The sequence below is a fragment of the Rhodococcus sp. EPR-147 genome, from assembly GCF_001647185.1.
Taxonomy (GTDB): Bacteria; Actinomycetota; Actinomycetes; order Mycobacteriales; family Mycobacteriaceae; genus Rhodococcoides.
The window spans coordinates 1-21,480 of sequence record NZ_LVCU01000555.1 but is presented as its reverse complement, the minus strand read 5'-3'; the positions used below and the strand labels follow the sequence as shown (position 1 = coordinate 21,480).

At 64.1% G+C, this 21,480-nt stretch carries 27 protein-coding genes; 11 read left to right on the top strand and 16 right to left on the bottom strand.

The window, feature by feature from the left end; all coding sequences use genetic code 11:
- The first annotated feature begins 16 nt into the window (after nt 1–16).
- The 3 genes from A2J02_RS24875 to A2J02_RS24865 all read left to right on the top strand — a co-directional run bounded on the left by A2J02_RS24875 (nt 17) and on the right by A2J02_RS24865 (nt 3,275).
- A complete protein-coding gene (locus A2J02_RS24875; RefSeq protein WP_082898744.1) occupies nt 17–685 on the top strand; it encodes an SGNH/GDSL hydrolase family protein in 669 nt (222 codons plus the stop codon).
- A gap of 204 nt (nt 686–889) precedes the next feature.
- The gene (locus tag A2J02_RS24870; RefSeq protein ID WP_068055067.1) at nt 890–1,714 is read left to right on the top strand and encodes a DUF559 domain-containing protein; all 825 of its coding nucleotides are present in this window, start codon (nt 890–892) and stop codon (nt 1,712–1,714) included.
- A gap of 451 nt (nt 1,715–2,165) precedes the next feature.
- Nucleotides 2,166–3,275, top strand: coding sequence for a GGDEF domain-containing protein (locus tag A2J02_RS24865; RefSeq protein WP_197478130.1), 1,110 nt, complete (start codon nt 2,166–2,168; stop codon nt 3,273–3,275).
- Between the two features lie 66 nt (nt 3,276–3,341).
- Here A2J02_RS24865 and A2J02_RS24860 read toward each other — a convergent pair whose 3' ends face one another.
- Nucleotides 3,342–4,058: a hypothetical protein gene (locus A2J02_RS24860; protein ID WP_156516380.1), complete on the bottom strand. Its 717-nt coding sequence runs from the start codon at nt 4,056–4,058 to the stop codon at nt 3,342–3,344.
- Between the two features lie 53 nt (nt 4,059–4,111).
- Nucleotides 4,112–4,621: an alkane oxidation protein activator PraA gene (gene praA, locus A2J02_RS24855; protein WP_068055061.1), complete on the bottom strand. Its 510-nt coding sequence runs from the start codon at nt 4,619–4,621 to the stop codon at nt 4,112–4,114.
- Nucleotides 4,622–5,051: 430 nt separating this feature from the next.
- On the opposite strand from praA, the gene A2J02_RS24850 reads away from it, so the two are divergent.
- Nucleotides 5,052–6,281, top strand: a complete 1,230-nt coding sequence (locus tag A2J02_RS24850) for an EAL domain-containing protein (RefSeq protein ID WP_231893789.1) — start codon at nt 5,052–5,054, stop codon at nt 6,279–6,281.
- A 144-nt stretch (nt 6,282–6,425) separates the two neighbouring features.
- Here A2J02_RS24850 and A2J02_RS24845 read toward each other — a convergent pair whose 3' ends face one another.
- The 9 genes from A2J02_RS24845 to A2J02_RS24805 all read right to left on the bottom strand — a co-directional run bounded on the left by A2J02_RS24845 (nt 6,426) and on the right by A2J02_RS24805 (nt 12,877).
- Complete coding sequence (locus A2J02_RS24845; protein ID WP_068055055.1) at nt 6,426–6,647, bottom strand: ANTAR domain-containing protein; 222 nt, start codon at nt 6,645–6,647, stop codon at nt 6,426–6,428.
- Nucleotides 6,648–6,782: 135 nt separating this feature from the next.
- Nucleotides 6,783–7,091, bottom strand: coding sequence for a WhiB family transcriptional regulator (locus A2J02_RS24840; protein ID WP_037193923.1), 309 nt, complete (start codon nt 7,089–7,091; stop codon nt 6,783–6,785).
- A 105-nt stretch (nt 7,092–7,196) separates the two neighbouring features.
- A complete protein-coding gene (locus tag A2J02_RS24835) occupies nt 7,197–8,324 on the bottom strand; it encodes a cation:proton antiporter (RefSeq protein ID WP_068055053.1) in 1,128 nt (375 codons plus the stop codon).
- A gap of 15 nt (nt 8,325–8,339) precedes the next feature.
- On the bottom strand, nt 8,340–8,540 hold the full coding sequence (locus A2J02_RS24830) for a hypothetical protein (RefSeq protein ID WP_068055050.1): 201 nt from the start codon (nt 8,538–8,540) through the stop codon (nt 8,340–8,342).
- The gene (locus A2J02_RS24825; RefSeq protein ID WP_068055047.1) at nt 8,537–10,024 is read right to left on the bottom strand and encodes a bifunctional aminoglycoside phosphotransferase/ATP-binding protein; all 1,488 of its coding nucleotides are present in this window, start codon (nt 10,022–10,024) and stop codon (nt 8,537–8,539) included. Before A2J02_RS24825 ends, A2J02_RS24830 begins: the two co-directional genes overlap by 4 nt.
- 44 nt (nt 10,025–10,068) lie before the next feature.
- Nucleotides 10,069–10,665, bottom strand: a complete 597-nt coding sequence (locus tag A2J02_RS24820; protein ID WP_156516379.1) for an Rv1733c family protein — start codon at nt 10,663–10,665, stop codon at nt 10,069–10,071.
- Nucleotides 10,666–10,783: 118 nt separating this feature from the next.
- Complete coding sequence (locus tag A2J02_RS24815) at nt 10,784–11,668, bottom strand: universal stress protein (RefSeq protein ID WP_068055045.1); 885 nt, start codon at nt 11,666–11,668, stop codon at nt 10,784–10,786.
- On the bottom strand, nt 11,662–11,967 hold the full coding sequence (locus A2J02_RS24810; protein WP_068055044.1) for a three-helix bundle dimerization domain-containing protein: 306 nt from the start codon (nt 11,965–11,967) through the stop codon (nt 11,662–11,664). The genes A2J02_RS24815 and A2J02_RS24810 overlap by 7 nt, the downstream gene beginning before the upstream one ends.
- Before the next feature lie 136 nt (nt 11,968–12,103).
- Nucleotides 12,104–12,877, bottom strand: a complete 774-nt coding sequence (locus tag A2J02_RS24805; RefSeq protein ID WP_068055043.1) for a sulfite exporter TauE/SafE family protein — start codon at nt 12,875–12,877, stop codon at nt 12,104–12,106.
- Nucleotides 12,878–13,007: 130 nt separating this feature from the next.
- Between A2J02_RS24805 and A2J02_RS24800 the strand changes: the two genes are divergently transcribed.
- The 3 genes from A2J02_RS24800 to A2J02_RS24790 all read left to right on the top strand — a co-directional run bounded on the left by A2J02_RS24800 (nt 13,008) and on the right by A2J02_RS24790 (nt 15,584).
- Complete coding sequence (locus A2J02_RS24800; protein WP_068055092.1) at nt 13,008–14,387, top strand: MBL fold metallo-hydrolase; 1,380 nt, start codon at nt 13,008–13,010, stop codon at nt 14,385–14,387.
- 268 nt (nt 14,388–14,655) lie between these two features.
- Nucleotides 14,656–15,087, top strand: a complete 432-nt coding sequence (locus A2J02_RS24795) for a hypothetical protein (RefSeq protein ID WP_143536621.1) — start codon at nt 14,656–14,658, stop codon at nt 15,085–15,087.
- Entirely contained in the window at nt 15,084–15,584 is a 501-nt protein-coding gene (locus A2J02_RS24790; RefSeq protein WP_068055041.1) for a flavodoxin domain-containing protein, read from the top strand. Before A2J02_RS24795 ends, A2J02_RS24790 begins: the two co-directional genes overlap by 4 nt.
- Here A2J02_RS24790 and A2J02_RS24785 read toward each other — a convergent pair.
- Complete coding sequence (locus A2J02_RS24785) at nt 15,559–16,011, bottom strand: DUF1003 domain-containing protein (protein WP_068055040.1); 453 nt, start codon at nt 16,009–16,011, stop codon at nt 15,559–15,561. The two genes, A2J02_RS24790 and A2J02_RS24785, sit on opposite strands and share 26 nt — an antisense overlap.
- A 256-nt stretch (nt 16,012–16,267) precedes the next feature.
- On the opposite strand from A2J02_RS24785, the gene adhP reads away from it, so the two are divergent.
- From adhP to A2J02_RS24770, 3 genes are all read left to right on the top strand, one after another.
- Nucleotides 16,268–17,278, top strand: coding sequence for an alcohol dehydrogenase AdhP (gene adhP, locus A2J02_RS24780; RefSeq protein WP_068055039.1), 1,011 nt, complete (start codon nt 16,268–16,270; stop codon nt 17,276–17,278).
- 115 nt (nt 17,279–17,393) lie between these two features.
- The gene (locus A2J02_RS24775) at nt 17,394–18,158 is read left to right on the top strand and encodes a GAF and ANTAR domain-containing protein (RefSeq protein WP_068055038.1); all 765 of its coding nucleotides are present in this window, start codon (nt 17,394–17,396) and stop codon (nt 18,156–18,158) included.
- 150 nt (nt 18,159–18,308) lie between these two features.
- Nucleotides 18,309–18,896 (top strand): hypothetical protein, encoded by a 588-nt coding sequence (locus A2J02_RS24770; RefSeq protein ID WP_068055037.1) that lies wholly within the window; start codon nt 18,309–18,311, stop codon nt 18,894–18,896.
- Between the two features lie 22 nt (nt 18,897–18,918).
- Here the strand turns inward: A2J02_RS24770 and A2J02_RS24765 are convergent, their stop codons facing one another.
- Genes A2J02_RS24765 through A2J02_RS24750 form a run of 4 tightly spaced genes read right to left on the bottom strand, consistent with a single transcriptional unit; the run spans nt 18,919 to nt 20,609 of the window.
- Complete coding sequence (locus A2J02_RS24765; protein WP_231893790.1) at nt 18,919–19,344, bottom strand: VOC family protein; 426 nt, start codon at nt 19,342–19,344, stop codon at nt 18,919–18,921.
- 10 nt (nt 19,345–19,354) lie between these two features.
- Nucleotides 19,355–19,798, bottom strand: a complete 444-nt coding sequence (locus A2J02_RS24760; protein ID WP_068055036.1) for a universal stress protein — start codon at nt 19,796–19,798, stop codon at nt 19,355–19,357.
- Entirely contained in the window at nt 19,795–20,352 is a 558-nt protein-coding gene (locus A2J02_RS24755) for a flavodoxin domain-containing protein (RefSeq protein WP_082898746.1), read from the bottom strand. Before A2J02_RS24755 ends, A2J02_RS24760 begins: the two co-directional genes overlap by 4 nt.
- Nucleotides 20,353–20,390: 38 nt before the next feature.
- Nucleotides 20,391–20,609 (bottom strand): hypothetical protein, encoded by a 219-nt coding sequence (locus A2J02_RS24750; RefSeq protein ID WP_068055034.1) that lies wholly within the window; start codon nt 20,607–20,609, stop codon nt 20,391–20,393.
- Between the two features lie 263 nt (nt 20,610–20,872).
- On the opposite strand from A2J02_RS24750, the gene A2J02_RS24745 reads away from it, so the two are divergent.
- The gene (locus tag A2J02_RS24745) at nt 20,873–21,364 is read left to right on the top strand and encodes a DUF5994 family protein (protein ID WP_149407416.1); all 492 of its coding nucleotides are present in this window, start codon (nt 20,873–20,875) and stop codon (nt 21,362–21,364) included.
- Nucleotides 21,365–21,480 lie beyond the last annotated feature (116 nt).

Sequence of the window (21,480 nt, the reverse complement as noted above, 5' to 3'; positions counted from 1 at the left end):
GGGCAGAATCCCCGGCGTGCGAAGAACTCGATCGTGGATCGCCGGGGCACTCGGGGTGGCTCTGGTCGCCGCGCTCGTGGCAGGACCACTGAAGAAGCCGGCGCTGACGGTCCGCAACGCACACTGCTTCGGGTGGAGCGTCAACGACACCGGTCCACGATTGGTGACGCTGGGCGACTCGATGGCGCAAGGCAATTCACGCGTCGACTGGGGGATTCACGGCAACACGTCGTGGTACTCGTATCTCGTGTGCGGAGACGATGCCCGCGCAGCCGACGGTGGGAATCTGGGAATCAACGGCGCGACGACGACGCAGATCCTCGCCCGAACCTACGAGGCACTGAGCGCGAACCCGGACATCCTCGTCGTCAACGGCGGCACGAACGACCTGGCCCGGTCGGTTCCGCTTGGCCGGATCATCGACAACCTACGCACGATCCTGGACCGGGCACGCGACGTCGACACCGTCGTGATCGCCACGGTGCCGTCGTCGCGCACGGTCAGTGCCGACGACCTGAACGACGACATTCGAGCACTGGCCGCCGAGCGCGGCATACCCGTCGCCGAGTTTGCGCCGCTGCTCGGACGTCCCGGAGCCACCTTCGACGGGGTGCACCCCACCGCGAGTACGGCTGCGGCCATGGCGGCCGCGGTGGTTGTAGCCGTGGACGCATCGCGGACGTAGCCGTGCTGGTTGCCAGCGTTCAGAAGCGTGCGGCGAACGCGGGATTCCGCCGATCAGAGTCGGTAGTGAACGCTGAGGTGCGGGCTGCCTGTGGATAACCCCGAACTATCCACAGGTTTCGAAAACAGCACTGGCGCAGGCGTCGTCGATCGTTCACCGTATCGGCATGGGGGTACACACAGCGGTCGACCTGATGGCTCGGGGATGAGCCGCAGCACCATCTCTCGCAGAACTGCGTCCAGGCAGCTGATTCGAGTGCTGCCCGGAATCTATGCGACGAACAAACCCGAGTACATCGACCTGTGCACAGCGGTAGCTCTGTGGAAGCCCGGCGCTGTGCTCAGTCATCTGACCGCTGCGTGGGTGTGGGGGTTGATCGACGAGGAGCCGACGCAGGTTACGGCGACAGTGCCGCCCTCGACCCGGCAGCACGCGCCGGAGTGGGTGAAGATCCATCGACGACGCGTCCCCGAGGCGGACCGGTGCCGAGGTCTTCCGGTGGTGACGTTGGCCCAGGTGTTCGTCGACGTCGCTGCAACCCTGACGGGTGAGGAGTTGGAGCGGTTCTTCGACACGGCAATCGCGCGGCCGGCTCTGCGACGTCGAATCGCGACCGAATGCGAACGATCTCGCGGGATGCACGGCATGAAGGCAGTACGGAGACAGTTGCGTCTGTGCTGCCTCGGTACCCGATCGGAGGCCGAGCGAGTGGTGGCTCGGGCACTGTCCGCTCGACAGTTCTTCATGGAGATCAATGCGCGGGTAGGTCCGTATTTCGGCGACCTCGTGGACTTCCGGGCACGGGTGATCGTCGAAATCGACGGGCGCGAGTTCCATACGTCGAGCCGAGCGTTCGACGGCGATCGTCGACGCCAGAACCGGCTGGTACTTGAGGGGTGGCTGATTCTGCGCTACTCCGCTGTACAGGCGTTGGGCGAAACGCGACGCGTGGTCGACGAGATCATCGAGGTGGTCCGGCGTCGTCGACGTTCGATCGATGCAGTCGGTCGAGCGCTGCCGCGGACGTGAGCGTTCAAAAGCGTGAGCCGAACGCGGGATTCCGCCGATCAGAGTCGGTAGTGAACGCTGAGGTGCGTGATCAGAGGCGGCCCTGTTGGACCGCGATGACGACGAGGGCAATCACAGCAATCGTGAGGATTGCTAAGAGCGCCAAATGAATTGGATCAGTGGAACCTGGCGGTCGAACCCCGTTCGAACCCCTTTTCTGGAGCATGTCACAGACTGTAGGTCACTTTCTCGGATTGTGCACAGTATGAGTGGTACAACCGAAAACCACTCCTCTGCGAGATCGCACATATGTTCGATAGCGAGTAGGGTCGAGTGCGGCGGAGCTGGGAGGGAAGCCCGGCTCCGCCGCCCGATCGGTGCCCCGCAGGCAAGTTCTCAAGTTCGCAGACCGGGTGATTCGTCTGTGGTTGACTTGGCCCTCCAGGTCGGGATACCAGGAAAGCTCTGCAAGGTGAACGGTCTTCGTCAGTGGTGGTCGCTTCCCGTCGACTACGGGTGGAACGTTGCGTATGCGCGTTCACAACGAGGCTTGGACATCACCAGGGTTCTCATCGGAATTCTGTGTTGGCTCTACGCCGGTGCCGCGGCGATCGCTCTGAGCATTCCGGGATTCGCCGACAGCAGCCTCGCACGTTTGCCCCTGTGGTTCACCGTTGTCACGACGGTCCCGGTGGGGTTGATCTGGTTGATCGGCGGCTGGCCGAGCTGGCGCGTGTCGATCGCGTTCGTGCTGTACGCCGATGTCGTGCTCGCGGCTGTCCTGCTCACCACCGATGGACCGTCCGCGGTACTGCCCATTGCAGCCCTGTTCACGGTCATGGGCGCTTACGTCGCGGGGTTTCACGGTCCCAAGCTGTTTGCGTTCCATCACGGCTTCGCATTCGTCACCGCCGTCGCCCTCTACGTCTCGGCAATGGTGAACGACCCGGCGGAGCGTCTACAGACCAATCTCTACTTCGTCATGCTGATCCTGGTGATGTTCGCGGGACCGTTGATCGGGCATTCCTTCCTCATGTTGTTGCGCCGGGATGCCACCGGCGCGTTCTACGATCCGCTCACCGGCCTGCGGAACCGTCGGGGATTCGATGCGGCGATCGGCAACCTGGAATCTCGATCCGGTGCGAACATGTCGCTGGTCGCCATGGTCATCGACATCGACAACTTCAAAGCGGTCAACGACAGATACGGCCACGAGCATGGAGACGCGGTCATCCGGACGACAGCGAATCGCATCCTCGAGGTCTTCCCGGCACCGGCCGTCACGGTTCGACTGGGCGGCGAAGAATTCGCGGCCGTGTGTGTCGACGGCCTCGATACGGTCGTCGAACAATCGGAGCGATTACGAGTTCGTCTGTGCGACAGCACCGACCGGGCACCGTTGACCGCGTCGTTGGGCATCGCCCATGCCGTGGTCGAGATGGGGGACATCGAGTCCGCTGTCAACGAACTGCTGGGCCACGCCGACGAGGCGATGTATCACGCGAAAAGGCTCGGCGGCGACCGCGTCGCCCTCTACGGAGGCGATTCGCTGTCGAGCGGTGACGTGAACGAACTGCAGTGACGACGCCGAGCCGAGGTCCGTGTCGGAACCCGGCTCGACGCCGTCGATCGTGCTGTGAACGAACTGCTACGCCACCTCTGCCGCGAGCGCGGACTGCGTTCCGACGTCGAACACCGGGTTGGTCAGGTGCACATCGAGGCTGTTTCCTGGGCCCGCGATGATGCCGTTGAGCACCGAGGTGAACGCGCCGCAGTTCTGGAACTGCGGAATGGTGTAAGTGCCCTTCACGTGGGCATCGGCCTGATTGTTCTGGATCAGATCGATCGCGTCGAGCGAACCGGTCAGTTCGGCAGTGGTCTCGGCGGTGACGCAATTGCTACCCGCGGGAATGAGATCGACCGACGCCGACCCCGCGGACCCGGTGTCGATACCCAGAGGCTTCACCGAGTCGATACGAATCTTGAAGCTCTGCTGGACGGCGAGATCCAACGTGGGTGCCTCCGCGGGACCGCCCTGGGTGAGGGTGCCCGACACCGGCGTCGGATCGACGATCGAAATGGTGAAGTTCGCCAACGTTGCAGGGCCGAGTTTCAAGTCGGCCGATGCCTGCGGCAGTGCGAGCGTGCCGGTCACCGACCCGCCGACCAGGTCGACGTCCGTGACGAGGTCGGTGGTGGGGAAGACGACCGGCTGACCGGTCTTGGCGATGATCGTCGTCGTGTCTGCCTGAAACGTGATCGGAAGCGTGTCGGCAGCGTTGGCCGGGGCGGCCACCATCGTCGCCAATGCGACGGACGAGGCCAGTGCCGCCATCGTGACGACAGTCCTGTTACGGATTTTCACGTGCTCTCCTTCGAGGAAATAGATTGTGCTGGAACGTAATCCGAGGATGTCGATCAGGACAGAGTGAAGGCCGGATTCGGCTGGACCGACAGGCTGTCGACCGTGCAGTTGCCGGACATGGGCTGGTCGGTCGAGGTGAGGGTGTTGGTCATGTTGTTGAACGAACCGGCGAGGGTGGCCGGGCCGCAGTTGTATCCGACGAGTGAGAAGGCCACGTTGGAGACCTCACCGGTGGTGGCACTGGTGGGAGTCAGAGTCCACGGCAGGTTCTTCAGCTGCGGCAGGCCGCACAGGCGGTTGGAACCGCTGATCTTCGCATCGGTGATCGATGCAGAGGAGCCGTCGGCGCTGGTGCTGCCGGAGAGTGTGATGGAACAGCTCACGGGAACTCCGAACGAGGCGGGCGTGCTCACGACGATCGTGCCGGGTGCGGTGAAGGCGGTTCCGGCCGGAGAGATGGTGGCGGCACCGGCATCGGCGGCACCGACTGTCGCCCCGGTGATGGCAACGGCGGCGAGTACGGCGGCGAGTGTACGAGAGCGGGTCGGCGGGTTGAGCGTCATCGATCGATCCTCCATGTCCAGGACGGCTCCGGGAGCCCACGCGGGCGGCCGGTGGCGGCCGGCGCTCCGGCAACCGGGATGGACGTTAGGTGTGCGAACCATATGTCGGAATTGCTTCGTTTCAAGTCTGTGAGAAGTCACAATACGGTCGGTACGTTTGTTGTTCGCCGTGGTAACGAAAATAGGCTCAGGTTCCGAAAGTCGACTCCGTCATGGGTTTTCGGCCCGATTTCGAGCTCGGAGGGTTCCGAGCCGCGCGGCCGACCCTGCGGAAGTTCCGTTATCGGAGCGTTATGCAAAGTTATCCAAACGAGATAGTTGTGGTGTCTGTCGTGACACCTCCGTCGTCCAACATTGAGTCAGCGAGAAGAAACTACGAGAATCAGGTTTGAAGATCAGGCAACCCCCACGTGACGGGGGTGGTTTTTTCGTGTCAAACTGTGGTGTGACGTTCGCGCTGGCCGAAGCAGGATCTGCAGTCGACACGGACACGGGAGAGCTGACGGTGCAACCGTATTTCGCCCCGGTCTGTCGGCTGGACAACGGCGCGCTCGCAGCGATCGAAGTTCAACTGCGAGGTCCGCAGAACGGTCCGCTCGCCTCCGCCGACGCGCTCAAGCGCGCAGCGAGAGCAATGGACGCCAAGCGGGAACTCGACGCCCTCGCGTGGGGAGTGGCTCGGATCAATCAGTCGGTGCGGTTGCCGATGCTCGTCTCCATGGACGTCGACTCCCTTGCTGCACTCGATTCCGCCACCGAGGAACAGTTGCGCCGCGACATCGTGGTCGTCACCGAGGCGGCACTCGTCGACAGTCCGGCCCGCACCCTCGCCGCGATCGACAAGGCCAGGCGTGACGGCAAAGTGGTGGCCGTAGACGATGTCGGTCGTCGGCCGCAGTCGATGACCCTGCTGCCGCTCATCGAACCCGATGTGATCATCCTCGCCGGATCGATGGTCTCCCGGCGTCCCGATCTCGCCACCGCACGGACCGCTCATGCCGTCTCGGCTCAGGTGGAACGAACCGGCGCGGTGGTGGTGGCCAGCGGAGTCGACACTGCACTGCACCGCACTCGCGCACTCGGACTCGGAGCGACCTACGGGGTGGGTGAGCTGTATCCGGCGGCCGAGACCAGCGAGGAGCTCCCCGCGGACGCCGCGGAGGTGATGCCGCCGTTCCCGACCTGGAGCACGCCTGCTGTCGCCGCCGAGTCGCCGTACGCCATCGCGTCCGCAGGAAAGACAGCCACCCGCAGCACCAAGCGTCTACTGGTGGCGATGAGTACGTCTCTCGAGATGCAGGCTGCGGCCGCAGGGCCGGAAACGTTGGTGCTCGGTACTTTTCAGCGAGCAGAGCACTTCACCTCGACCACCCGTGCTCGTTGGGTCTCGATGGCCGAGCGGATCTCGTACGCCGGCGTGTACGGCGTTGGCATGGGCTACGTACAAGAGGGCGGCATCATGCATGCGCCCCTCGACCCGACGGATCCGCTCGTGGAGGAGTGGAACGTGGTGGTGTTGGGTCCGCACTTCTGTGGAGTGCTCGCAGCGATCGATCTGCACCGCGGCGAAATCGACGCCGATCGTGAGTTCGACTACGTGATGTCGTACGACCGCGCGACAGTAGTTCGTTGTGCGCGTGCGATTCTCGCGCGTTTCTGACACGACGACGACCGCGTTCCCGGACGGAATGTTTCGGGCAGCCATGGCAGGGCATACGGCACAGCAGGTAATGAAGTAGTCCGGACTGCCGCATTGCTCAGGCCCCGTGCGTTGAAAAAGCAGCGTACGGGGCTGCCTGAACAGTTACCGCGCCGACGAAGCCCTGTCCACCAACTCCTGCGCGATGTCGCGAAGCTTTCGGTTGGTGCCCTGCGATCGGTCGACGAGCAGCGCGAACGCCGCATCCGCGCTGATGCGATGCGTTGCCATCAACATTCCCTTGGCCTGTTCGATCGGTGCTCGCTGCGAGAGCGCCCGTCCGATAGCGTCCGGTAGCCCGAAGTCGGTTGCGTTCGCTGCGGTCATGCAGACATTGTTGCGCGACTTGCTCCGGCGCAGGTCAGACCCGAGAAGACGCGCCGAAAAACCGTCGAACAGAGTTGCCCACGTTACCGACTTCGTAGTGTTCCGTGACCGCGGTGTTACAGAGCTTCGGCGCTGTCAGGCCGCGGGATTGGACAGCGGCCGTCCGATCAGGAACTCGAGAGTGCGGTAGGCGTCGGTCCGCCGCCCGTTGCTCGCATTGTCGTGATACGCGGCACCGGCGACGACCACGCCGACCGGAATACGGCCGGACTCGATATCGCGCGCCGTCTGCTCGGCGCAATTGCGCAACACCGGGCAGTCGGCGCACAACCGCCATGCCTTCTCTGCGCGCTTGCGTCCGTGCCGAGGAAGTTGTTGCGAGTCGTAGGCATCCATGTCTTCGATGCACGCACCCTTGAGGCGCCAGACCTGGTCATCCGTCATCGTCATGATCCGTTTCGCGTCGTGCCGATCGTTCCAGGACCCATGTTCCCCGTCACGCGGAACTCGAAACACCCAAATGCCTTGCGCCGCCGCAGGCCCGCCGGGTCAGACCGTACGACGAGCGGCGACCCTCGACGCTGCGGCCGCCGCCGCGATGGTCACCAGTGCGCCGAGCACGATGGCAGGGCCTTCACCGGGAGCCAGGACACCGCTCTGCGCGCCGAGTGTCACGGCCGAGACCGGAACGCCCAGCTGGGCTGCCGCGAGTATCCCGAGTCGGGTGGGCTGGCCGGTCAGGCGCATCGCACCGTGCACCGCGATGGCACCGAAGCCCAAGACGAGCCCCAGCACGATCATCTTCGGGTGACCGGCGAGGGCACGTAGATCGAGGGATGCACCGAGCCAGACGAAATACAGTGGTCCCAGAAATCCTTCGGTGACGGCGAACAGTTGTTTGGCAAGGCGACGCGGTTCTCCGATGGCGGCAATCGCCAGGCCGAAGCCGAAGCCGGCCAGCATCACCGAGGCGTGGGTGTGGACGGCGAGTGCCGCGAGGCCGAACAGCAGAACCAGGTTCAGTCGCAGTTCGAGCGCGAGTTTGCGCTGAGCAGACACCCGATGCACGCGCCGGCGCAGTCCCGAGATGTCGAAGTGTCGCAGGACGACGAAGATCACCGCGGCAGCGAGCAGAACCGTCGCAGATCCGAATGCGGCCGGCCCGGCCCGCTGTGGATCGATCACGAGGGGCAGCGCGACGATGCAGACTGCATCGGCGAGCGCGATCTGCGGCAGGAGGGCCATCAGGCCCGGAGCGGTCATGGTGGTGGACTCGACGATCGGCATGATGACAGCGGCCGAGGACGACGCCATCAACACCGCGTACAGACCGAGATGAGGCGGATCGAACGCTGCCGAAACGGCCCAGCCGAGCGCGGTTGCGAGCAGCCCGACGGCCACCGCCCGAGCGGCACCGACCCCGACACCGATGCGCAGTCGCGGGTCGCGAATCGGTACCTGACTGCCGGCCACGAACATGACGAGCGCAAAGCCCACCTGCGCGAGGAAGCTCAGCGTCTGCTCGCTCGGGTCGACAACGCCGAAGCCTGTGTAACCGAGTGCAATTCCGGCGACGAGTTCTCCGATGACGACGGGTATCCGAAGCCCGCGTGGAAGCGCCAGCAGTGGGCCGAACAATCCCACCGCGGCACACAGGGCGAGCGTCTCGAAGGTCATGCGCCCGCGCCGGTGTCAGGCAGAGTTCAGCGTCGGGCGTCGACTCGACGGTAGCGCCGACGCAACGAGATCACGAGGGTGCAGCGCCCCCTGCTCGGTCATCATCACCCGCATCCGATACTCGACCACACGCAATTGCGCAGCCAACGGGCTACGCATCAACGCGAACTCGTAGTCCGTACCGGCGGAGCGGAATTCGGTGTCGAGATCGGTCATGTCATCGTCTCCTCGGATGCAGGGAACACAGCGGCAAGCGAGTCGGCAATCGTCCCGGAGGTTTCGATCACGGTTGCACTGGGCCAGGGGCGTCGGGCACCGGCCATGGCGTCGTACACGGCCTGCGACGCGTCCGAAGCGCCGCGTGGACGGGTCGTAATACGTTCGAGCGCAATGTGTTCGGGCGTTCGGCATTCGATCTCGACAAGATCGCTGTGGGTGCCGGCGGCCAGTTCGAGCGCGTGCTCGCGCGACTTCTCGTCGTTCCACGAGGCGTCGATGACGACCGAACGGCCCATCCCAACCTGCTCGCGCGCCCGGTGCATCAATTCGGCATAGGTGGATGCTGTCTTCTCAGAGGTGTACAGCCCGCATCCGACTGCCGACGGATGCGGAGACCGTGGATCGACCCCCGCGCTCTCCTTGCGCACCACATCGCTCGACAACACCACCGCCCCGGTACGTTCCGCGAGTGCGGCCGCCACCGTGCTCTTGCCGGTGCCGGGCAGGCCTCCCACCAACGTGATGGTGATCGAGGACGCCAGGTGGTCCAGCGCGAGTCGCATGTGGGCGAGCGCGTCGGTCTGCGAGGCCGCATGACCCTGATGAAAGCGAAGGCAGGCGACCTTGGCGCGAACCGTTGCGCGGTAGGCGATGTAGTGATCGATCAGAGAGCAGGGAGGATCGTCCTCGGTCGCCTCGAGGTACGACGCCACCAAGCGTCGAGCTGCGTCGGGGCGTCCCTGGAATTCGAGATCCATTGCCAAGCAGGCGACGTCGTCGATTCCGTCGAGGAAGCGAAGTCGGTCGTCGAAATCGAGACAGTCCAGTATTCGTGGGCCGTCCGGTAGGCAGAAGATGTCGTCCGAGAGAAGGTCCCCGTGTCCGTCGACTATGCGGCCTCGCGAGATCCGGTGATCGAACAGGGCCGCACGGCCGGCGACGTAGCGAAGAGATAGATACTCGAGTTCGTCGACGAGTGCGGTGTCGAGGACGCCGACCGCAAGTGTGCGCAGCTCACGAATGTTGTTGCGCCATCGCTCGTCCAGAGCGCTCTGCCGGCCCTCGTCGTCGATGCGGGTACTTCGGGGACTGTTCCGATGGGCGACCGCGACAGTCTGTGCGACGAGGTCGACGACGGTGCCGATATCGTCGCCTGCCGCGGCGCGGGTGGACAAACGGGTCGAATCGGGGAGGCGTCGCATCTTCAACAGTGGTTCGGCGGGCCCGCCGCCAGGATCGGTGAGCTCGGCGATACCGATATATACATCGGGCGCGAATCGGGAATTCAGTACGAACTCGCGGTCGCATGCGGTCCATCGGGAATCGACGGTACGGAAGTCGAGGAAGTCCGTCTCGATCGGCTTCTTCATCTTGTAGGCGACATCACCGAGTAGAAACACATAAGCGCTGTGCGTTTCGTGGACCTCTGCGGTGCCGACGACCGCCGGGCCTGTTCGGTCGCAATCAACTACTGCAGGCATGAAACATCCTTCGATGGATTTGGGGGAGAACAAGATCGACGGCACTACCGCGAAGGATGGTCGCGGTCCTGTAGAAAGTGTTGCCAGTCCCTGTCCCACTGCCGCATTCGTGAACGTTCGCCGGCCCTGGCGGTGAGATACACCAGACCACCGACGACGACTGCACCGAGGAACCACACGAACACGGCCGTGGCAGTTCCGTTGACGACGGCACCGGCGGCGGTCTCGGGAGCGCGTACGCGGTTTCCGTCCGCATCGCGCCAGATCGGAGTCGTCTCACCGATCTGCACAGCGGACGGCACCTGGGCCGATCCCGACCGGATGGAGCCGTCCGGCGCGCTCCACTGCACAGTCGCGGTACCGCTGGCGGGCACGGCACCGTCCGTCTCGGACCGCTCGGTCCTGACGGAGTCGATCACTCGGGCATCGACTCGAACGTATTCTGCGCGTTGCTGCTGCGCGCGCAACGACAGGTCGCTGTACGTCACCGAACCGATCGTCGCTGCCACGGGAACCAGCAGTAGAAGCACCGCGATCCCGACGGCGAAAGCCGCTCGTTCGATCCTGTCGGGCAGCCGCACCAGTGGATTGGAGATCCACGGACTGTGTCGCCACCACCGGTGCGCGAGTTCCGAGAACATGACCGTCACCTACTCCCACCCGAAGTGCATTCGTTTCCTACGAGTCTCCGGCGTCGGGCAGTGGATCCGTAAGGGCACAAGGTCCCGATGAGCCGGGGGCTGTCGGCAGTTCGAGGACTCAACGCACCACGAGAATCGGGCAGCCCGACGCATGCACCAGCGACTGGCCGACCGATCCGGTGAACGGACCCGTCCATGGCCCTGGCTCGCGGCTGCCGACCACGAGGAGGTGTGCGGTGGCCGATGCGAGTCGAAGCTCGTGCTCCGCGGACGCGTCGAGCAGATGCAGGTGCACGTCGACTGTGGGATGCATGGACTTGGCAGCGTCGAGGCGTCCGCCCAGCCATTCGAGTGCTCGGATTTGTTCCAGCTCAGCGTCGTTCGTGACAGGCCGACGGTGGGGCGATCCGACGTGCAGCGCGGTGAGTGGGACCTCGAGTGCATCGGCGAACCAGAAGGCCGCCTCGATCGCTCGGGTACACGAGTCGGAGTGATCGACGCCGACGACAACCGGAGAGGTCGGCGTGAGATCCGCGCGCTGGGGACGCCACACCAGGACCGGGCACGACGATTCTTCGACGATGCGAGTTGCGTTGCGGCCGAACAGCACATCTCGGATCGGGCCCGATTCACGACCTCCGATGACGATCAGATCAGCAGTGTGCGACAGCGCGCCGAGAACGGAGGCGATGGGATCGTCCGTCAGAATCGAATCGATTGCGATGCGGGGGTCGAGACCGAAGAGTTCACGGCGAGCCGATCGGAGAAGGCGTCGACCGTGCAGTCGCTCCAACGACCGGGCCGATTCGCGAGAGGTGAGTGCGTGCACGAGCCGAATGCGCGCGCCGGTGACAGAGGCAAGGCCCGCGGCCCAGGACAGGGCGTCGCGGGACTTCGATGTGCCGTCGAGCGCGACGACGATGTCACCCCAGTTGGTCTTCGCCCAGAAGCCGGGAGCGACCGGGTTGTCCGTGGGTCGGTGTCGCGGCTCTGCGTTCACCATGACCGGCCTGCCATGGGCGGCAGGGCGCGGCGTATCTCCGCCGAGACGGTCTTCAGATCGTCGTCGATTGCTCGTTCCGCTTGCAGGCGCTCGAGTTCGACACGGGCACGATTGGACGTCAGTGGGAACAGGTGGCCGTGGACGCGCGCGGTGGCGTACAGGCGGTCGTAGGTGGTGCGGACTGCGTCGTCGACGACTGAGCGCGTCAGATCGGGGAACCTCGCGGCGAGCATCGCGGCAATCGATGTCAATTCGTCGTGCAGCAATTGGGTGGTCGGTGGTGCGTCGGTGATGGTCATGAAGATCGGCTACCTCGCGCTCGTGGAGATGGAGTGCTCCTCCCCTGAGCGTTTCCGGCGCGGCTCGTGCGATGTAGGGCCTTTCGTCGGCTGGCCGGTTATCGAAGGGCCCTCATAGGGCCGGGCGATATCGAGATCAGCTCAGAAAGACCGCGTCGACGACGACGTATCCGGCCACGGCGAACACGAGGTAGGCGAACAAACGTTGTAGCCGCGCGGTATCGACTCGACTTCCGAAGTGCGCGGCCACGAGAGAGCCGACGATCGCGGTGCCTGCGAAGGCGAGGGTGATCGACCAGTCGATGGTCGTACCACTCAGGTGTGAGAACAGACCTGCGACGGAGTTCGCGACGATGATGACCAGTGAGGTTCCGACAGCGACCGACATCTCTATGCCGAGCATCAGCACCAGTACCGGAATGATCAGGAAGCCACCTCCGACGCCGAACAGCCCGGTCATGAATCCGACGGCAAGACCGGCCGGAATCGAACGTGGCGCGCAGCGTCTCCAGTTGATACCCGATGTCGATGTCTTGCAGGCTGTTCCGATATCTCCCCGCTCGGCGAGCATCCGCGCTCCTGCGGCAACCATCACGGCGGCGAAGCCGAGCAGCAGAACCCTGTCCGGAAGCAACCGGCCGAGTGCACTGCCGGCGAACGTCGCTGGAATGCCGGTCGCAGCGAACACAGCCGCCAGCCGCCATTCGACTCGGTGGGCTCGCAGCTTCGGTATCACTCCCACCGCGGAGGCGGTACCGACGACGATCAGCGAGACGGGGATCGCTTCCTCCACGCCGAGGCCGAGGGCGAACACCAACACCGGGACCGCAAGAATCGATCCGCCTCCACCGAGTAGGCCGAGCAGAATTCCGATCACCGCACCGAATCCGAGCGCCAGCGCCAACGTCATCGTGTGTTCACTCCCATGGTTGCTGTTCTCTTTATACCCCAAGGGGGTACTTGACATACCCTAGGGGGTATTGCACACTGTGTCTACCGCCCCGCGAAATTCGCCCGGAGACAGCCAGATGGAGGAAATCATGATTCTCGAGCAGTACTACCTCGAATGCCTTTCCCACGCTTCGTATCTGATCGGCGACGAGAGCACCGGACGCGCGATCGTCGTCGATCCTCGTCGCGACATTGCCGAGTACCTGGACGATGCGGCGAAGTACGGCCTCACGATCGAGGGCGTCGTCAACACCCACTTTCACGCAGACTTCGTCTCGGGTCACCTCGAATTGGTCGACGCGACCGGCGCGTGGATCGGCTTCGGTGAATCGGCCGAGACCGACTACCCCATTCGAAGACTGCGCAACGGGGAACGTCTGTCCCTCGGCGAGGTCGAACTCGAGATCTTGTCCACTCCGGGTCATACCTGGGAGTCGATCTCGGTCTTGGTTCGCGAGCATCCCGGGGCCACCCCGACTGCCGTGCTCACCGGAGATTCCCTGTTCATCGGCGATGTCGGGCGACCCGATCTCGTCAATCTCGGGGACGGGTCCACCACCGACCTTGCCAGAGCGATGTATCGGACGGTGCACAACACACTGCTGACGCTGCCCGACGAGGTCGTCGTCATGCCCGCCCACGGAGCCGGCTCGTCCTGTGGCAAGAACCTGTCCACCGAGTTGACCTCCACCATCGGCGAGCAGCGGGCGACCAATCCGTCGGTGCAGCCGATGACCGAGGATGCTTTCGTTGCGCTGGTCACCGAAGGTCAACCGGCGGCGCCGTCGTACTTCTCCGCCGACGCCGCGATGAACAAGCAGGTGCACCCGCTGCTGTCACCGAGCCGCACAATTCCTGCGCTGACACCGGAGGAGGTCCGAGGCGAGCTTTCCGCCGGCACCCGAGTGCTCGATGCGCGGAGTGTGGACGACTTCGCGGCCGGCCATCTTCGGGGATCGGTCAACGTGGGTTTCGACGGTCGCTTCGCCGAGACCGGCGGCATGGTCGCGGAGATCGGCGGACGCATAGTTCTCATCGCCTACCCGGGGGACGAGCAGGAAGCCGCGCTGCGGTTGGCCAGAGTCGGCTCGGACAACGCGATCGGCTACCTGGTGGTGGACCGAGACGGAACCTTTTCTGCGGAGCTGACCGAACTGGTCGAGACCGCTCCACGCACCACGGTGGAGCAACTCGACGCCATGCTCGCAGCGGACGAAGTGACACTGGTGGACATCCGCAATCCGGGTGAACGTGACCTCGGCACGATCCCGGGAGCGACGCCGATACCCCTGGCGCAGCTGCGAACTCGACTCGAGCACGTTCCGACGGGTAAGCCGATCGTGGTGCACTGTGCAGGCGGCTGGCGTTCGAGTGTGGCCGCATCCTTGCTCCGTGCACAGGGATTCGAGGACGTCTCGGATCTGCTGGGTGGCTACAACGCCTGGGCCGACGCCCACGTTCCGGCCTGACATTTCACCGAATCGTAGAGGAGAGAATCATGTGTTATCCCGTCACTTGTAACACCTGCAACAAGACCGGCTGGGGTGGTTGCGGCAACCATGTCGACGACGTCATGGCCACGGTGTCCGTAGCCGACCGCTGCACCTGCGGTGAGGCATCAGCGTCACCCGTCTCGGAGCGTCCGAGCATGCGGTCGTTGTTCGGTCGCTGAATCACCCTGGGCAGCAGGGACCTTGTGCCCTAGTTCACGCGGTGCGCTGCGGACAAGCTGGACCGATGATATCGACAACGCGGGTGGCCACCGAACGCACTCGACGCTGGCCGTGGCTCGGCGCAGTCTGCGGAGGTGCATCGATCAACGCGTTCGGTGCCGCGATCGGATTGGTCTCGGGGGCAATCGATCCGAGTCCTTACGTGCAGGGGACGTTGCCTGTCACGCTCACAGCGCTCTCACTGGTGTTGGTCGTCGGCATACCGATGGGGCTTGCTGCGGCGTCTGCCTTCGCAGGCGGCGGACGGTCGGGCCCGATGGCTCACATCGCCGGCGTGCTCCTTGTGGCCTGGATTGTGGTTCTAGCGGCCGTGACCGGTGAGACGAGTTGGCTGCTGGGATCGTTCGGTGTGCTGGGTCTCGTCATTGCTCTGCGCGGTTGGCGGATGACGGTTGCCGCGGGAAAGTCCGCGTATCTGTTGTCGGACGACGTATGAGGTTGCTGATCTGCACCGCGGGTGGGCATGGCGCGACCCACAGTCTGGGCCAGGAAATGGGTCGAGTCTTCGAGCACGAGGGCGTCGACGTCGACATCCAAGCCCCGGAATCCGTGACCCGCGTGGACGGTTACGACGCGGTGATCATCGGCAGCGCCGTCTACTCCGATCGCTGGGTTTCGGCCGCGAAGGCTCTGGTCGACAGGGTGTCCAGGTCCGACCATCCACCCGTCTGGCTGTTCTCCTGTGGACCGCTGCACTCGAGCGATCGGCCGGTCAACGTCACCTCCGACGCGGCACACGCGGTGTCGGTGTTGCATGCCATCGCGCACCGAACGTTTCCCGGAAGGCTTGATCCCGAGAAACTTTCGGTGGGGGAGCGTCAGATCTTCGACAACTCCGGAGCGGTCGCCGGAGACTTCCGCGACTGGGTGCTCGTATGCAACTGGGCCCGAGAGATACTCGCCTGTCTCACGGCTGGGACACCGGGCTCCTGACCTTCTGGGACGTTCCTGCACCCAGACGCTGAGCGGACGGGCAGACGTGCTCGTGAATCTCGGCCGCCAGCCGCGCCACGGACTCCGTCAAGACGGTGTTGGCCTCGATCATGTCCTGGAGTAGCGCGGTGTTCGAAAGTGTATGTACGGCAACCTCACTGCTCACCGAGTCCGCGCGTTTCGCGGAAATCAGCAGAATCGCTCCCTGTAGTCCCGCGATCATCGACAGGAACAGGTTGAGCAGAATGAACGGGTACGGGTCGAATCCGTCGCTCTGGTTGTAGGCGGCCCACAGTGTCATGGTGCCCAGGAACAGGAACACGAACGGCCAGGAGCCCATTCCGTTTCGGACGTAATCCGCCGCCCGCTCACCGGTGGTCAGTGCGTCACCGGTTCGGACCCCGGGGTGTCTTCGCCACAGGTTCATTGCTCGCAGGTGTTCGATCGGGAGTGTGCAGCAGTATCCATGCTGCCGAGTGTTCTCCAGGTCGTCCACCAGTGCCAGGGACGAAAGCCCCTGCTCCTCGGGCCTTTCTGCTCCCGCCCTGTCGGTTCGGGATACATCCCGAACCTGCGGTGACTTCCGGCCCTACATGCCGAGTGTCGCAGCGCCGACCATCGACAGTGTGCATTGCTCGATGGTCGAGAACGGCATTGGTTTCGATAGTTGGAGGAAGTCCACGATGAAAGCTGCTGTTGTCACCGAGTTCGGCGGACCCCTGGTCGTCAAGGACATCCCGATTCCGGAACCGGCACCCGAGCAGGTGCTGGTGAAGATGGAGACGTGCGGGGTCTGTCACACCGATATCCATGCTGCGCAGGGGGATTGGCCGGCCAAGCCGACCCTGCCGTTCGTTCCCGGGCACGAAGGCGTCGGAGTGATCGAAGCGGTCGGATCCCAGGTGTCGAAGGATCGAATCGGCGAGCGGGTCGCGATCGCGTGGCTCGGTTCGGCGTGCGGCGAATGCGATCATTGCGTATCGGGCTGGGAGACGCTGTGCGAGAAGCAGCAGAACAGTGGCTACTCGATCGACGGGGCATACGCCGAATACGCTGTGGCCCATGCGAAATATGTCGTCCGCGTTCCCGACGGCATCTCCTCGTTCGATGCCGCTCCGCTGACCTGCGCCGGCGTCACCACGTACAAGGCGGTCAAGGTAGGTGGCGTCACCCCGGCACAGCGTGTGGCCATCTTCGGCGTCGGCGGACTCGGTCACATGGCAGTGCAGTACGCCAAGATCGCCGGAGGATTCGTCACCGCCGTGGACATCGAGGACGAGAAGCTCGAACTCGCTCGTGAACTCGGCGCAGACCACACCGTCAACTCGGCGACGACCGATCCGGTGGAGGCCATCCAGGAACTCGGCGGAGCCGACGTCGCCATCGTGCTGGCCGTCATCCCCAGCGTGTTCGATCAGGCATTCCGGTCCTTGCGCCGCGGCGGTCGGCTGGTGTGCGTGTCCATGCCCGCGCACGGTGTGTTCCCGGTTCCGATCTTCGAGACGGTCGTCGGCGGAATCTCCGTCCTCGGTTCGATCGTCGGCACCCGAAAGGATCTGCGTGAAGTGTTCGCTTTGCACGAGGCCGGGCGGACCACGGTATCTGCCGTCTCGCGCAAACTCGACGAAGTGAACGAGTGCTTCGACGACCTCATGGGTGGCCGCGTCACCGCTCGTCAGGTGTTCGAGTTCTGAGCGCGCACGGCCCCGATCTCGGGTCGATGTTCCCGTAATGTTTGAAACGCCGTAGGGTTCGGAAGGGCAGACACGTGCTCGATCAGCATGTGTGCTCACTACGAATCGAGCAGCGATGCACGCGGAGAACCCCGCCCCGGAGCAACCCGTCACCGACGAGTTCGACGACGATTTCGCCGCCGCCCTTGCCGGGCTCGGCCGGTTGGCGATGAGCACGATGTCGCTACCGGAAACCCTCTCGCACGTTGCGGAATTCGCGGTGCGGGCAATCCCGGGTGCCGATGGAGCCGGGTTGACGTTGTTGCATCCCAACCTTCCCGCGACGATCGTGGCCAGCGAGGATTTCGTCCGTGTGGTCGACGACATCCAGTACGGACTGGGCCAGGGTCCGTGCATCACCGCAGCGAAGGAGGGCATCACCGTTCGGTCGGGTTCGCTCGACGCCGATCCGCAGTGGCCCGAGTTCGGACCTCAGGTGGGCCGGCTGGGTGTGCACAGCGTGTTGTCGCTGCCGTTGATCACCAAGTCGGTGGTACTCGGCGCGATGAATGTCTACGCGCACAAGCCGAATGCCTTCGACGATCGAGCGGCCGAACTGGGCGAGTTGTTCGCCGTGCCCGCGGCGATTTCGGCTCAGAATGCCCGTGCGTTGGACAGTGCAGTGCAGCTGACCGAGCAACTGGAAAAGGCATTGGGCAGTAGAGCCGTGATCGATCAGGCCATCGGCATACTGATCAGTAGAACCGGATGCAGTGATGCCGAGGGGTATGACAAGCTTCGCGACATCAGTCAGACCGAGCACAAGAAGATCGCTGTGGTGGCCCATTCCATGGTCGCCGAGGCGATGAAGGTGGCACGCGCGCGTCGCCGACGCACATAGACCGGACAAAAGCGCGTAGCGTCGACTATGCGGGTGCACTCGAGGCATGGACTCCGACTTTGGCCTCGCGCCTGCACCGGACGATGGAGATCCATCGTGGCAGGATTCACGGAAGAATCGAACAGGCGGTCGGGCCGCACGGGATTCTCGATGAAATTGCAGCCTCGTCTGCTCGCCGATCTGGCGCGATTGACCACAGCACTCGACAGCTCCACCGTCGACCTCGCACAACTGGTGGACCGACTGTCCGCGGATATCGACGCGGCCGTATCGGCCGTGGTCTCGATAACCCTCACCGTGATCGTCGACGGTGAGTACTTCGAGGTGTCGGCATCGACCGGGAACAGTGCCGACCACGAGCCGGCATCATCGCTCAGGCTCACCCTCACCGACCCGCTCAGCATCGGGACCGAGAAGTATCTGCTCATTCTGTCCGGCACCGCAGGCGCTCTCGTGGACTTCGCCGCCGATGTGAGTTTCACCCTCGGACTCGGCGGCGACTCCGCAGTTCTCGATCGACACCTGCGCGGTGCGGGCGAAGAGCGGTCCGCCTACGCGCTCGCTTCGGTGAGCGAAGTGAATCAGGCGATCGGAGTGCTCATCGCCGGCGGGCGCAGCGCGGCGGAAGGCCGTGCCGAACTGCACCGATTGGCAGCGCAATCCGGGACGCCCACAGCCGAAGTGGCTCGAAGAACCCTGCGTGACGCACGCGGATGGTTTCCGCCGCAGGGTTCCTGACCCACAGTGTCACCGCCGGGATTCAGCGGAAACGATGCTCGATGACGCTGCGAGGCAACTGCAATGGGCTCGGGTAGGCCACGAGAACCCTGTTGCCGTCCGGATCGCACCCGTCGACGAAACTGACTCCGTCGGCTGTGTGGGCGTACGTGGACGGGTAGTGCTTGCGGAGCCGAGCCCCGATCTCGTTGAGTGACTCGGCGCGTTGAGCCGACCACATGATCTCGCTGACTCCCAGAGCTGTCACCGGTCGCGGCAAGGACAGTGGGTCGGCGTGCAGATAGATCTGAAAGCCGTTTCGCGCCAGCAACAGTGCGGCGTCCGCTTCTCGGAGGGAGACGGTGAACTCGAACACCGAGCAGTAGAAATCGATGGACCGCTCGAGTTCCCGAACCCTGATCAGCGCCGATGCCACGGCCACCGTCGCAATGTGCGACGGTGTGGGCACGGCGGCCCCGCTAGTGATGGTCCCTCGAATGAACCACCAGCACTGGGCAATGTGCATGCTCCGCGCACTGCGAGCTGACAGATCCGAGGAGCAGTCCGACGAATCCGCCGTGCCCTCGGCTGCCGACAACGAGAATCTCGGCGTCATGGCTGGCCTCCAGCAGGACTTTTGCTGCAGAACCCTGTCTCACAACCTGTTTCAGGCCTACGGGCAGATCGGTGCCGAACGCAGCAGCGGTAGCCTCGGCGAGAATCGTCTCGGCGTTCTTCGCGGGCTCGACTTCGACGACGTAACCGGTGTCCATGTACGGCTGGTACTGCCAGACTGTGACTGCCTCCAACGTGGTCGACAAGGCGGTGGCCAACTGCTGCGCACGTTGCAGGGCGAGGATCGACGAAGGTGATCCGTCGACTCCCACCACGATGGGGCGGCCGGTCGGCTCGGTGTCGGTCATGAGGATGGGCCTTTCTCGGGTGATGAACTTTTGTCAACGGCGGAGGTGGAGGGTGAAAGCCGCTTTGTGAGGACACCGATGATGTCTCCGGCCCACTCGTCGACCTCGGCGCGGGATCTGTCGTCTCCGTCGCCGGCGTTGATCATTCGGACCACCGCGCGCTCGAACAACGACAATGTCGATCGATCGAGCTTGCCGCCGAACACCTTGTGTTCGATTGCCCAGGACGCCTCGCTCCACTTCGACTTCGCAGTGGGCGGTGTCCCGCTACCTATGGGTCCGCTGGAGAACAGCCACACCGGCCTGGTCTCGAGTTCGGATTGCTCACGGGCGACGAGCGACCGGGCATCACCGAGCCAGCGGCCCATGTAGACGCCGCTTCCGAGTACGACGGCGTCGTACTCGGCGATGCTGTCCACCTCGGCCGCGTCGCGGACATCGACCGTGGCTGCGGTAGCGGTGTCGGCCAGCCTCGCGGTCAGCGACGAGCCCAACCACTGTCCGAGCTCGCGGGTGGAACCATGACGGCTTGCCGTTGCGATCAGGATGCGCATGATGCCTTCTGCCTTCTTTCTCGAGGTACGGCGTTCGGTCAGCAATGGAGTTGTGCTGTCAGAAGATTCACGGACTTGCGGTACTGAGCGAAGTCGATATCGCCACGCGCGTACCGAGCGGCGAACAACTCCTCCAACGTGTCGGGACCGGTAACGGCGCGCGCTCTTGCCCAGGCGGGAGTGCGAACCCCGGACCGCAGCACTGCGAGCAAACAGAGTGCTGCGACAGCGAAAGCGAATGTGAGGGAGAGTGTCATGCCGGTCGGTCCTGTCGGTGGTTGCTCGTGAGGATCACTGACGACGACTCTGCCGCGCGGGAGCGCCTGGAAACAGGGACTTAGGACCCTCAGCGGTCGCCGAAGGTGTTCGCGGTGAGCGGCCGAATGGATCTGCACCACCGGGGGTTCCGTCGTCCGTCGCCGGTCCCTGCCCATTGGGTACTTCGTACCCTTCCGGGCCGGGTCGACGCATCGCTAGCGTGCAAGTGGACAGCGGAACACCCCACAGAGAAGAGCCTGTCATGAGGAACAATGCATCCCACTACGACCGGGTCGGTCGCTCCTTGCCGTCCGACAGTGATCGGCGTCTGACCCTGACTCCACCGAACGAGAATGACTGGGAAACAGGTGAAGTCGACGGTGCGTGGCTGTCGTACAGTGACGACCTCGACTACGAAGCACCCGATCTCGTCGCTGCCCTGTCGCGGCGGCTCGGTCCGATCGATCGAGTGCTCTATCGCCTCGACGAGTGGCAGAAGGCACCCCGGCGCGTCACCGTAGGCGCACGGAGAATTCACCTGGACGGGTACCGGTTTCAGCCACACCACACACTCGGTGTTCGCACTCGCGACGGCGACAGTGTGACGCTGCTCGTGGTACCGCCGTTGATGAGTGGGCTTGCGGCGCAGGTAGTACTACACGGTGCCGGTCAGCGCGGAAACACAGAGACGGTGCAACAGTTGCTCGGATTGACGTTGACCGACGCATCCGGCAGCAGCATCGAAGACAAATGACAGTTCTGGTCCCGACCGAGGACGGCCGCAGCCTCGAAGTACTCGATACAGGGCCGGTCGACGCGCTTCCACTCGTCTATCACCACGGCACCCCGCAGGGTGCAGTACCGTTCCAG